The sequence below is a fragment of the Rhizobium sp. 22-785-1 genome, assembly GCF_053521965.1.
The window spans coordinates 492,348-504,545 of sequence record NZ_JBNWDI010000001.1; the positions used below are offsets into that span (position 1 = coordinate 492,348).

Below are 12,198 nucleotides of genomic sequence, written 5' to 3' on the forward strand. Positions count from 1 at the left end.
GAGCATCATCGAACGATGGTAAGGGTCTCCGCAGCACGCGTCACAGCGGTGTAGAGCCAGCGTTCGCGCGTATCTCGAAAAGCATAGCTTTCGTCAAAAAGCACGACATTGTTCCATTGCGAACCCTGCGCCTTATGAACCGTCAGCGCGTAGCCATAGTCAAACTCGTCGTAACGCTTGCGCGTTGACCACGGTATCTCTGTCTCGCTCTCCTCGAAGGCAGCCTTCAATAATTTGATCTTCGCCGCACCGCGATCCATATCGTCGTCTTCCGGCCTGATCATCAGATTGATGCCTGGCTTGACCGTTTCCCGGGATGAACTCATCACCTGCCAGAGCGAGCCGTTGAGCAGCCCCTTTGCCGGGTCGTTGCGCAGACATACGAGCTTGTCGCCGGATTGCGGGTAATCCGCCGAAAATCCTTTCAGTTCGCGCAGACGCTGATTGTAGCGCTTGCGCGTCCGGTTCGTACCGACCAGAACCTGATCCGCATCCAGAACCAGAGACTGGGTCACCTCCGACTTGGAAATCACCTGCGCGGTGCCGTAGTCTCCGCGCATGATTTCGCGTCCCTCACGCACATCCATGGCAAGCTGTATAATCGGGTTGTCCTTCGCCTGACGATGGATTTCCGACAGAAGATAATCCGGCTCCTGCTCAGTGAAGAAACCGCCGCCCGAAACAGGCGGCAACTGGCCTGGATCGCCCAGAACCAGAACAGGCGTGCCGAAGCTCATCAGGTCCTTGCCAAGCTGTTCATCCACCATCGAGCATTCATCGATGATGATCAATGCTGCCTTGGCAAGCGGACTTTGCCGATTGATCGTGAACATCGGCGCAATCGACGTCTTGCCGGTTTCCTCGTCTTCGACGGCCTCTTCGCCACGAGGCCGGTAGATCAGCGAGTGGATGGTGCGGGCATTGGAGGCCCCACGCGAACGTAAAACCTGCGCGGCCTTGCCGGTGAACGCTGCAAACAGCACTTCGCCGTCAACGTGTTCGGCAAAGTGCTTTGCAAGTGTGGTCTTGCCCGTGCCTGCATAGCCGAAGAGACGGAACACCGGCGAGCGGCCTTCCTTCAACCAGCGCGAAACAGCCTTGAGGGCCTCATCCTGTTGCGGAGAAAATTGCATGCTTCCTCTTCGCAGGATTCGAGCGGCAAGCGCAATAGAAAAAGAACGAAAGAAGAATGTCGCGCCCGAAAGCGACTGGAAATCGCAACTGCCGGAGGCAGACGATGGCATGCCACGTCCCATTTGATTAGATAGAGGCATGAAGATATTGATTCTTGGCGCAAGCGGCTTCATCGGCTCGGATATTGTTCGCAGGCTTCACAATGACGGCCATGTAGTGACGGGCCTGGCCCGCAACACCGTTTCCGCCCGCCGAAAATTTCCTCTTGCCAACTGGATCGAGAGCGATCTGGCGCAGATGAAGGACGCTGCGAGTTGGACAGAGCTTGTTGCGGATCACGAGGTCATCATCAATTGCGCAGGCGCGCTCCAGGATGGTCTGGCGGACAATCTCTCCGCGACGCAGCTGGATGCGATGCTGGCGCTCTATGAGGCGTGCATCCGGGCACACGGCAGGCTGGTCATTCAAATCTCAGCGCAAACCTCTGGCACCGCTGCCGACTTACCGTTCCTGGCGACCAAACGCGGTGCCGATGATGCCCTTGCCGCAAGTGGATTGCCGCACGTCATCTTCCGCCCCGCCCTCGTTATTGGCCGCAACGCCCATGGGGGTACAGCCCTCATCCGGGCCTTGGCCGGTCTTCCCCGCGTCGTTCCGCTCGCACATGCAGACAGCCCCGTGCGCGTTGTCTCGGTGAACGATGTCGCCTCTGCCGTGTCGCGCGCTGTCAGCGGTCATATCGCACCGGGAAGCGACCTGCACCTGGCAGCCGATGAAGTCATGACGTTGAGCCAACTCGTAGCACTGCATCGCCAGTGGCTTGGTCTCCCTCCTGCGAAGTCTGTAGCCCTCTCGCCTGCGATTGCGAAAGCCGTCAGCCTGATGGCCGACCTTGCGGGACATCTGGGATGGCGTTCACCGCTTCGGTCCACCGCCATGGCAGTCATGTCGGAGGGCGTCTCGACAACGGCGCAGGCAAATACGCTTGCAGTCGCGACGGCATCCGAGACTCTCGCGCGTCATCCTTCAGCTGTACAGGATCTCTGGTTTGCGCGGCTCTATCTTCTGAAGCCGCTCATCATCCTGTGCCTGTCGATGTTCTGGTTGCTGTCGGGCCTCGTTCCGCTTGCCAACGTCGAAAACGCAGCAAGCCATTTCTCTGCACTTTTGTCTGGACCCGTAGCCACCGCGCTCACACTTGTCACCTGCGCGGTCGACATCGGCCTCGGCCTTGCTGTCGTCATCAAGCGGTTCTCAAGAAAAGCCATGCAGGGCATGCTGCTGGTGACGGCCTCATACCTCTTCGGCGCCACGCTTGTGGAACCCTCGCTCTGGCTCGATCCGCTCGGCCCCCTCCTTAAGGTGTTGCCGTCGATCGTCCTGACGCTGGCCGCACTCGCGACGCTGGAAGAACGGTGAGCGCTCGATGCTGGAGGAATTGATCCGTGCCGCCCATGTCATCGGTGCTACGGTGCTTCTGGGCACGGGAGCAGGCATTGCTTTCTTCATGGTCATGGCGCGCCGGACCGAAAATCCAAGCCTCATCGCCCATGTTGCGGAAACAGTGGTGATCGCGGATACGGTTTTCACCGCAACCGCCGCGATCTTTCAGCCGATAACCGGATACATTCTCGCACGCCTTATTGGTTGGCCGTTGACGCAAGGCTGGGTGTGGGTCTCACTTCTGCTCTACGTTTTTGTCGGCCTCTTCTGGCTTCCCGTCGTCTGGATACAGATGAAGCTGCGCGATATCGCCAGAGCGTCCGCTGCCGCCGGCTCCCCCCTTCCGCCGCGATGGTTCAGTCTGTATCGCATCTGGTTTGCCTGCGGTTTTCCAGCTTTCTTCGCCGTCATCGCCATTATCTGGCTGATGCTGACGAAGCCCGACATCCCGTTCGGCCTCGGCTAAAGCTTTCCTCACGGGAGGTTTTCACTTCAGCATCGGCCAGAGGCTGACGACGAGCAACACCGCCATGGTGATGTTGAACCATTTGAGCCTCACCGGAACGGACAGCCATTCGCGTAGCGCAGAGCCAAACGCTGCCCATGTCGAAACGCTCGGAAGATTGACGGCTGCAAAAGCGATGCCGACAAGGACAACCGTCGTTGTATAAGCGTTGTCATCGGTATAGGTCGCCATTGCCGTAACCGCCATCACCCACGCTTTCGGGTTGACCCACTGGAACGCGGCTGCCGCCAGGAATGTCATCGGTTCGCCAACGGCCTCACCTTCGCTCAAGGTTCGCGACGTTCCGATTTTCCACGCGATCCATATGAGATAGGCGCCGCCTGCAAATTTGAGCACAGTGTATAATAAGGGAACGGCGTGCAGTAGCGCGCCAAGCCCTAACCCGACGCCGATCAAAAGCGAAAAGAAGCCTGCAGCGATACCGAACATATGCGGGATCGTCCGTTGAAACCCGAAATTTACCCCTGAGGCAAACAGCATCATATTGTTCGGCCCTGGCGTTATCGATGTCGTGAAGGCGAAGAGCAGAAGTGCGATAAAAGTCTCTATTGTCATGAAGGTCCCCTTGCGCACCACTTTAAGCGTTGGCCGCATCTAGAACCAGCAAGCGCCAAGAATGGGATGGCACAGAATTTTTGATGGATCGGGAGGCGAACCTTTCGGTTTACTGACGGATATCAGTCTGAGGAGACCTCCATGTATGACGAGATACCAACCCTCACTCTTCCTTCGGGAAAAAACATCCCAGCACTAGGCATAGGCACCTGGAACATGGGCGAACGGCAGACAAACGAGGCTGAGGAGATCGCAAGCATCCGCAAGGCAGTCGAACTGGGAATGACAGTCGTCGACACGGCGGAAATGTACGCTGACGGGCGCTCCGAAGACGTTGTGGGGAAGGCAATTTGCGATCTACGCCAGGACGTGTTTCTTGTTAGCAAGGTCTACCCATTCAACGCCAGCTCAAAAGGCACCATCGAGGCGTGCGAGCGCAGCCTTTCGCGCCTCGGCGTAGAACAACTGGACCTCTATCTCCTGCACTGGCGCGGTTCTCATCCGCTGGAAGAAACTGTAGCGGCCTTCGAAACGCTGAAGCGGTCCGGCAAGATCATCGATTGGGGTGTCTCGAATTTTGATACCGAGGATATGGAGGAACTGTTTGCAATCGAGAATGGCACCAATTGCGCTGCAAACCAGGTGCTCTACAATTTGTCCCGGCGCGGAATAGAATTTGACCTTCTGCCCTGGTGCCAGGATAAGGGAATCCCGATCATGGCCTACTCACCGATCGAACAGGGACGGATCTTGGGCAATCATGATCTGATCAAGATCGCCAAAGCCTATCAGGCCACCCCGGCACAGGTTGCACTCGCGTTCCTGCTTGAGCGAGACGGCGTGCTCGCAATTCCCAAAAGCGCCCGACCCGAACGGGTCGAAGAAAACCGAGGCACCACCGATCTGGAAATCAGCGACGACGATTGGGCGGTTCTCGACGCCGCGTTTCCTCCGCCAACCAGGAAGACCTCGCTGGCAATGTTGTAAAGCATTTTCATGGACTTGGCGTGATCAGCGGAATCGGTTTCGCAAGACAATGTGGACGCGACACTCAGGAAGAACGAAACCGAGCGATGTCGCCGCACGAAAAAAGCCGGACGATCTCAGCGTCCGGCTTTATCAGTCTAGCGATGGCTCAAAGTCCTATCAGAACTCTTCCCAGTCCTGCTTGACGGCAGCGTTGCCACCGAAGGCCGTGGCGATCTTGCGACCAAGAGCGCGAGCCGGCGACGCAGCCGGACGTTCGGCGGAGGTTGCAGGCCGAACCGGAGCTTCGAACGTATCCGAGAGCTTGAACTGTCCGAGAAGCTGGTTCAGCGACGAAGCTTCGCGAGCAAGACCATGGCTCGCAGCCGTCGTCTCTTCCACCATCGCCGCATTCTTCTGCGTGTCCTGGTCCATCTGGTTCACAGCGGTATTGATCTGCTGCAGGCCGGAAGACTGTTCCTGTGCCGCCTCCACAATCGCCATCACGTGGCGATTGATCTCCTGCACTTCCGACACGATCGTCTCCAGCGCCCGGCCCGTCTCGCCAACGAGCTCGACGCCTTCCTGAACCTGATTGTTCGAGGTGGAGATAAGGCCCTTGATATCCTTGGCAGCGCTGGCGGAACGCTGAGCCAGTTCGCGCACTTCCTGGGCAACAACGGCAAAACCCTTGCCCGCTTCGCCTGCGCGTGCCGCTTCGACGCCGGCATTGAGAGCCAGAAGGTTGGTCTGGAATGCGATCTCGTCGATAACACTGATGATATTGGAAATCTCACCGGAAGACTTCTCGATCCGCTCCATGGCAACCACGGCCTTGCGAACGACATCACCGGACTGTTCCGCGCCGGTGCGCGCCTTGGCGACCAGTTGACCGGCCTCCTGAGCGCGACGGGTCGAGTCCTTCACCGTCGTGGTGATCTCCTCCAGGGCGGCTGCGGTTTCCTCGACCGAGGCTGCCTGCTGCTCAGTGCGCTTGGCAAGATCGTCAGCCGCAGCGCGGATTTCGTTGGCACCGGCATCGATACCACGGGCATTTTCCGCGACACGGGTGAGAGCCGACTGAAGCTTCTCGGCAGAAGAGTTGAAGTTCTCGCGAACGGTATCGAGATGCGCGACGAAAGGTTGGCTGATGCGGTAGGACACATCGCCTTCCGCAAGACGCGAAAGCGCATTGGCAAGATTATCGACCGCAAACTGCGTGTTCGCCGCTTCCTTGGCCTTCTGCTCCTCGCGCGCAATTCGCTCCTTTTCCGACAGGCTGCGATTGGCGTCTGCTTCCTGTTCGAGGCGAACGCGCTCAAGCGCGTTATCGCGGAAAACCGCGACCGCTTTCGCCATTTCGCCCAATTCATCCTTACGGCCAAGACCCTCAACCTCGTCGGTGACGTTGCCCGAAGCCAGTGTCTCCATCCGCTTGCGCAGCCGGTCGATGGGACCAGTGATCCCGCGAGACGATACCAGCAATGAAACGGCTATTGCGGATGCGAAGAGTAATCCAAGCGCGGCGAGGGAGTAGAGTATCGTTGAGTTGGTGGTAGCAGAAAGAGTATTAGAATTAGCCACGACATCCTGCAGCGTCTTCTCATTCAACGCGCGGATATCCAGTCGCCAGGACGCGATTTGCGCGTTGACTTCGGTCAGCTTGCGGCGCGCGGTCAAAAAATCACCGTTCTTCATCATCACCCACACTTCATCTGTGGCCCTGACAATGGCATTCGCCCGATCGGTGATGCCAGAGAGAGTGGTACTGATTTCCGGAAGAAGTTTCGGCGCACTCTCAAGTCGGGACAGGAGCGCGGCGACATCCTTTTTGTATTCGTCCTGGATTTCGGTTGGCTTGAGGCCTTGCTCTGACCGCAACAAACCAAGCGTCGTGTCATAGCCCAAGGCCACCAGGGATGTGTTTGCCCGGAATAGCTCGGTCGCGGCGGCGCTATTGTTTGCAATGATGTTGGAGTACGTCGTATCGGCATTTTTGTAGTTGACTGCAACGAAGCCAACACCGCCCAGACCGACCAATGAAACCGGAAGAATGAGACTCAGTATCTTGGTCCGAATTTTTGCATTCTCAAAAAACGACATATGCCCTCGCTTAAGTCAGGCTGCAGATGACAATAGCGACCGCCAGCCGCCACCCCTCCTTGGGCTGCGGATCATTGCTTCGTCGATCTTGATGAGACGCACCATCATAGCGCGAAAACCGATGATCGTTATATGCCGCGACGAATGTATAAAAGTTTAACCGGGAGGGCGCCGACGAAGACGTTAAAAATAAAAATCGTTATACATCACGACCTTACGTAACGTGAGACAACGATTGGGGGAGCCGAACGCCTACGACCAGTCGGCATCGTCGACCAAGGCATAGCTAACGATCGATACTTGATCTACAGCCCAGAAGCTTGTCGGAAGGCGACTTAGAGCGTTTCCTTGTTAAATAGAAACGTTCTGCCGGAGCAGGTTTTCGTCAGGGCAAAGGCGATTGGCGAAGGGCATACCCAAAGGTACGGTCGAGCCGATCGCCTTTGAGCCTGGCGGAAAGATGACCGGCCCTTCGGGTTGGTTGAAACGGGCCACCTGCTTGCCCGGACGGCTTGGCCGTATGCGTTGGCTACGGCACGCGCCGCCCGGACAATCAGTCGATCCCGTTTGAACCAACAGAACTGTTTCTATTTAACAAGGAAACGCTCTAGCCGACACTCGCAAATTTATCCCGCCACGTAGCTGTCCAACATAAAAAAACAGGCCCCGAAAGTGGAGCCTGTCGCATTCGTCGATCTCATGAATGAAGCGTTACATGCCTTCCGGCCCACGGTTCATCGCCGCAATGCCGGTACGGCAAATCTCGATCAGCCCAAGCGGCTTTATGATCGAAACGAATTGATCGATCTTGGACGACTTGCCGGTGATCTCGAAAATGAAGTGATCGAGCGTCGCATCAACAACCTTGGCATGGAAGGCATCAGCAAGACGCAAGGTCTCGGCGCGATCTTCGCCGCGTCCTGCGACCTTGATAAGCGCCACTTCGCGCTCGATTGGACGCTCTTGCCCTGCCTGGCGGGCACGCACCGTCAGATCCACCACGCGATGAACCGGAACGATCCGCTCAAGCTGCGCCTTGATCTGCTCCAGCACACCAGGCGTGCCGCGCGTCACAATGGTGATGCGCGACAAGTGTGCCTCGTGTTCTGTCTCAGAAACCGTCAGGCTCTCAATGTTGTAGCCACGGCCGGAAAACAGGCCGATGACACGGGCGAGAACGCCCGGCTCGTTATTGACCAGAACCGAGAGCGTGTGGTTTTCCACCATCGCCGTTTCGGTCTGGATGAAGTATGCGGAGCCGGTGGGCTGTAGGTGTGCGTTCATGTCTTTATCCTCTTCCCACGATTAGACGAGCTGGCGGCCCTTGGCGTCGATGGCATTGGCAACTGCTTCGTCCGTTGCTTCATCCGGCAGCAGCATTTCGTTATGTGCCTTACCGGACGGGATCATCGGGAAGCAATTGGCGAGATTGGCGACGCGGCAATCGAAAATGACGGGTCTTTTCACCGCGATCATTTCGGCGATCTTGTCGTCCAGTTCCTTGGGGTCGTCGCAATACATGCCCACTGCCCCATAGGCTTCTGCCAGTTTGACGAAGTCCGGCATGGCTTCGGTATAGGAGTTGGACAGACGGTTGCCGTGCAGCAACTGCTGCCACTGACGGACCATTCCCATATACTGGTTGTTCAGGATGAAGATCTTGACCGGCAGATTATACTGGATGGCGCATGACATTTCCTGAATGCACATCTGGATCGAGGCATCCCCGGCAACATCGATAACGAGCGCATCCGGATGGGCAACCTGAACGCCGATGGCAGCAGGGAAACCATAGCCCATGGTTCCCAGACCGCCCGACGTCATCCAGCGGTTCGGTTTTTCGAAGCCGATGAACTGTGCCGCCCACATCTGGTGCTGACCAACTTCGGTGGTGATGTAGGTATCATGATCCCGGGTTGCCGCAGTCAGGCGCTCCAGCGCGTATTGCGGCATGATGACGTCGTTGGAGTTCTTGTAGGCGAACGAGTTGCGCGCGCGCCAGCGGGCGATCTGGCTGTGCCACTCTTCGGTCTGCGCCTTTTCGGGCTTGGCAGGCAGCGCCCGCCACAGACGGACCATGTCTTCCAGAACATGCGCGACATCGCCGATGATCGGAACATCGACGCGAACGTTCTTGTTAATCGAAGAGGGATCGATATCGATGTGGATCTTCTTGGAATTGGGCGAAAACGCATTGAGACGACCGGTGATGCGGTCATCGAAACGCGCGCCGATGCAAACCATGACGTCGCAATCGTGCATGACCATATTGGCTTCGTAGGAGCCGTGCATGCCGAGCATGCCCAACCACTTGTCGCCGGACGCCGGGTAAGAACCGAGACCCATCAGCGTGGAGGTGATCGGAAAGCCTGTCAGTTCGACCAGTTCGCGCAACAGACGGGTGGCGTCCGGACCGGAATTGACCACGCCACCGCCCGTATAGAAAACAGGACGCCTGGCTTTCGACATCAGTTCGATCGCCGCCTTGATAGCGTTCAGATCTCCCTGAACCTTCGGCTTGTAGCTCTTTTGCTGAATGGCAGCGGATGGCGGCGTATAGGTACCGGTGGCGAACTGAATATCTTTCGGAACATCGACGACGACAGGACCGGGACGGCCCGTCTGCGCGATACGGAAGGCTTCATGAATGATGCCCGCCAACTCATTGACATCCTTAACCAGCCAGTTGTGCTTGGTGCATGGGCGGGTAATCCCGACGGTGTCACATTCCTGGAAGGCATCGGAGCCGATCAGTGTGGTTGGAACCTGGCCGGAAATGCAGACCAGAGGGATGCTATCCATCAGCGCATCCTGCAACGGGGTAACAGCATTGGTCGCGCCTGGGCCGGAGGTGACGAGCATCACGCCGACCTTGCCGGTGGAGCGTGCGTAACCTTCTGCCGCGTGTCCCGCACCCTGTTCATGGCGAACCAGAATGTGCTGGATTTCCTCCTGCTGGAAAATCTCGTCGTAGATCGGAAGAACAGCGCCGCCCGGATAGCCGAAGATATGCTCGACACCGTTGTCCTTGAGCGCACGCAGCACGATCTCCGCGCCCGTCATGCGATTGCTGTTTTCCGTGTTGTCCTTATCCGTCATTGCCTGTTCCATCCCGATTTGGCTTTTGGATATCGCTGAGCGTGACCGCCCAAGTGGAGACATAAAAAAAGGCCCCTAGAGGAGCCTCGTTCAGCGCATGGGTGCTTTCGCCGGATGGTTACACCATCCTGCCCATGCGCCGTCCCACCACGATAAGTACGTTAAGATTTTTCATGGGGCGGAGTGTTAGCCAGAAATATGATGGGCGTCAACGCAAATTGCCGAAAAAATCACAAAGGCTTAACTTTATTGCCCGGAAGTGGGTCGATGCGAAACAAAGATGCGCGCCAATTACACCACTTGTTAAAGCCCATGACCTAAACATTTTTAGATAACAACAAAGCATCGACGACACCGACATCGGCCTTGCAGGGAAAAAACCGTGTTTAACGACGATCTACGAGCATCGGCAAAGGCGGGCGAACACGACCGCCGGGACGAACAGACAGCAGCCAGTCGCATGCTTGGCAGAGTGGTTTCCTGCAGCGGCTCGAAGGCGCGTATCTCCGTTACCATCACCAACGACGATCCGAATGTCGCGAAATTATGGTCGGTCGGACGGCTGATCTCCATCGATCTCGGCTCAACGCGCGTAACGGCCCTCACCTACGCCATGAATATCGATGGTTCTTCATGGTCGGACCACGACACCAATACGCTGCTCGTGGACGTGGAACTGCTCGGCGAAATCTATTCCACGGAAGACGGCATCGAGCTCTTTTCGAGCGGCATTACCCGCTATCCCCATCTCGGCGCAGTCGCTCATCGCATCCGCGCCAGTGACCTCATGCGAATCTACGAAAACAGCGCCGCGGGCAGTTGTATCATCGGCAATCTTAGCCAGGATCAGAGCGTCGATGCGATGATCAACATTCCGCAATTGCTGTCGAAACATTTCGCCGTGCTCGGCTCCACCGGCGTGGGCAAGACGACGGCCGTGACCCTGCTCCTTAACAAGGCCATCGAGAAAGACCCGAAGCTCAGGGTACTGATTCTCGATCCCCATAATGAATTTGCCGCAGCCTTCCCGACAACCTCGGTGGTGATCGATACCGATACGCTCGATCTGCCCTTCTGGCTCATGAAACTCGAAGAGTTCGCCGAAGTGGTATTTCGCGGGCAAAAGCCGCCCGCCGAGGAGCTCGACATTCTGCGCGACCTCATCCCAGATGCCAAGCGCGCTTTCCGTGGCACGGACATGTCACATATTCGGCGCGCCTCGGAAAAATCATCGCTGACCGCCGATACACCGGTTCCTTATCGCATTGCCGATCTTCTGGCGCTGATCGACGAGCGCCTCGGTCGTCTGGAGGGCAGAGACGAAAAGCCGGCTCTGCGCACCCTCAAGCTGCGCATCATGGCAGCCATCAACGATCCGCGCTACCACTTCATGTTCTCCAATAGCACCATCAACGATACGATCATCGAGACGGTCGCACATATCTTCCGCGTGCCGGGAGACGGCAAACCGATTTCGGTCTTTCAGCTTGCCGGAATTCCCTCCGAAGTGGTCAATTCCGTTGCGTCGGTTCTTTGCCGCATGGCCTTCGAACTAGCGCTTTGGAGCCAGGGATCGATCCATACGCTGGTCGTTTGCGAAGAAGCGCATCGTTATGTGCCATCCGATCCGGAGCTTGGCTTCTTCCCAACGCGCCAAGCCATTGCCCGCATCGCCAAGGAAGGCCGAAAATATGGCGTTTCGCTTGGCATTATCACGCAGCGACCGGGAGAGTTGGATCAGACGATCCTGTCGCAGTGTTCGACTGTCTTCGCCATGCGCCTTTCGAACGACAAGGACCAGGAGATCATCCGCTCTGCGATTTCCGGTTCTTCAAGCTCAACGATCAGCTTCCTCTCCTCTCTTGGCAACGGCGAAGCGATTGCCTTTGGCGAAGGGGTGAGCGTTCCGATGCGCATGCGATTTAAACGCCTGCCGCAGCATATGTTGCCGAAGGCGGGCAGCGTTACCGCCGCCATCCATGACGACACGCCGGACAATGTCGATCTCCGCTCCATCGTCAAGCGCATGCGCTCGGTATCCGGCCCGGACATTTCCGGCTTCCGGCAGAGCTACGACGCGACGGTTGCCAAGGAGATGAGCGAGACCGACATGGATGACTGGGCTTACGACCGCCCCGGCGAGGTTGGTAACGGCTTCGAACCCTACCGCCCTCACATGCTTCCGCGTGGTAATCCAACTGCAACGCCAAAGCCTCCTCAGCAGCAGCCCATCTCCATATCGAGCACGGAGCGCAATGCTCCGGTCGATCACGATACGACGCGGCCATTTTTCACCAGCGAAACACGCTCCTCCATTCGCGAAACCTTGCTGAAGAAGCCCTTAGGGAGCCTCTACAGGAAAGACTGAGGCA

9 protein-coding genes are annotated in these 12,198 nt (G+C 57.3%); 4 read left to right on the forward strand and 5 right to left on the reverse strand.

What is annotated here, in order from left to right:
- Window positions 1–5 precede the first annotated feature (5 nt).
- Window positions 6–1,133 carry an ATP-dependent DNA helicase gene (locus ACQZ5M_RS02370; RefSeq protein ID WP_296014833.1) on the reverse strand — a complete coding sequence of 376 codons (1,128 nt, stop codon included), beginning with the start codon at window positions 1,131–1,133 and terminating at the stop codon, window positions 6–8.
- A 139-nt stretch (window positions 1,134–1,272) separates the two neighbouring features.
- On the opposite strand from ACQZ5M_RS02370, the gene ACQZ5M_RS02375 reads away from it, so the two are divergent.
- Window positions 1,273–2,553: an SDR family oxidoreductase gene (locus tag ACQZ5M_RS02375; RefSeq protein WP_296076927.1), complete on the forward strand. Its 1,281-nt coding sequence runs from the start codon at window positions 1,273–1,275 to the stop codon at window positions 2,551–2,553.
- 7 nt (window positions 2,554–2,560) lie between these two features.
- A complete protein-coding gene (locus ACQZ5M_RS02380) occupies window positions 2,561–3,043 on the forward strand; it encodes a DUF2269 family protein (protein ID WP_296076930.1) in 483 nt (160 codons plus the stop codon).
- Between the two features lie 21 nt (window positions 3,044–3,064).
- Here the strand turns inward: ACQZ5M_RS02380 and ACQZ5M_RS02385 are convergent, their stop codons facing one another.
- Window positions 3,065–3,658, reverse strand: coding sequence for a LysE family translocator (locus ACQZ5M_RS02385; RefSeq protein WP_296014862.1), 594 nt, complete (start codon window positions 3,656–3,658; stop codon window positions 3,065–3,067).
- 141 nt (window positions 3,659–3,799) lie between these two features.
- Between ACQZ5M_RS02385 and ACQZ5M_RS02390 the strand changes: the two genes are divergently transcribed.
- Window positions 3,800–4,645, forward strand: coding sequence for an aldo/keto reductase (locus ACQZ5M_RS02390; protein WP_296076933.1), 846 nt, complete (start codon window positions 3,800–3,802; stop codon window positions 4,643–4,645).
- Between the two features lie 159 nt (window positions 4,646–4,804).
- Here ACQZ5M_RS02390 and ACQZ5M_RS02395 read toward each other — a convergent pair whose 3' ends face one another.
- The 3 genes from ACQZ5M_RS02395 to ACQZ5M_RS02405 form a co-directional block, all read right to left on the reverse strand.
- On the reverse strand, window positions 4,805–6,727 hold the full coding sequence (locus tag ACQZ5M_RS02395; protein WP_296076936.1) for a methyl-accepting chemotaxis protein: 1,923 nt from the start codon (window positions 6,725–6,727) through the stop codon (window positions 4,805–4,807).
- Between the two features lie 711 nt (window positions 6,728–7,438).
- On the reverse strand, window positions 7,439–8,011 hold the full coding sequence (gene ilvN, locus ACQZ5M_RS02400; RefSeq protein WP_062426570.1) for an acetolactate synthase small subunit: 573 nt from the start codon (window positions 8,009–8,011) through the stop codon (window positions 7,439–7,441).
- Window positions 8,012–8,032: 21 nt separating this feature from the next.
- Window positions 8,033–9,826, reverse strand: a complete 1,794-nt coding sequence (locus ACQZ5M_RS02405) for an acetolactate synthase 3 large subunit (RefSeq protein WP_296076123.1) — start codon at window positions 9,824–9,826, stop codon at window positions 8,033–8,035.
- A 382-nt stretch (window positions 9,827–10,208) separates the two neighbouring features.
- Between ACQZ5M_RS02405 and ACQZ5M_RS02410 the strand changes: the two genes are divergently transcribed.
- Complete coding sequence (locus tag ACQZ5M_RS02410) at window positions 10,209–12,194, forward strand: ATP-binding protein (RefSeq protein ID WP_296076126.1); 1,986 nt, start codon at window positions 10,209–10,211, stop codon at window positions 12,192–12,194.
- Window positions 12,195–12,198: the final 4 nt, after the last annotated feature.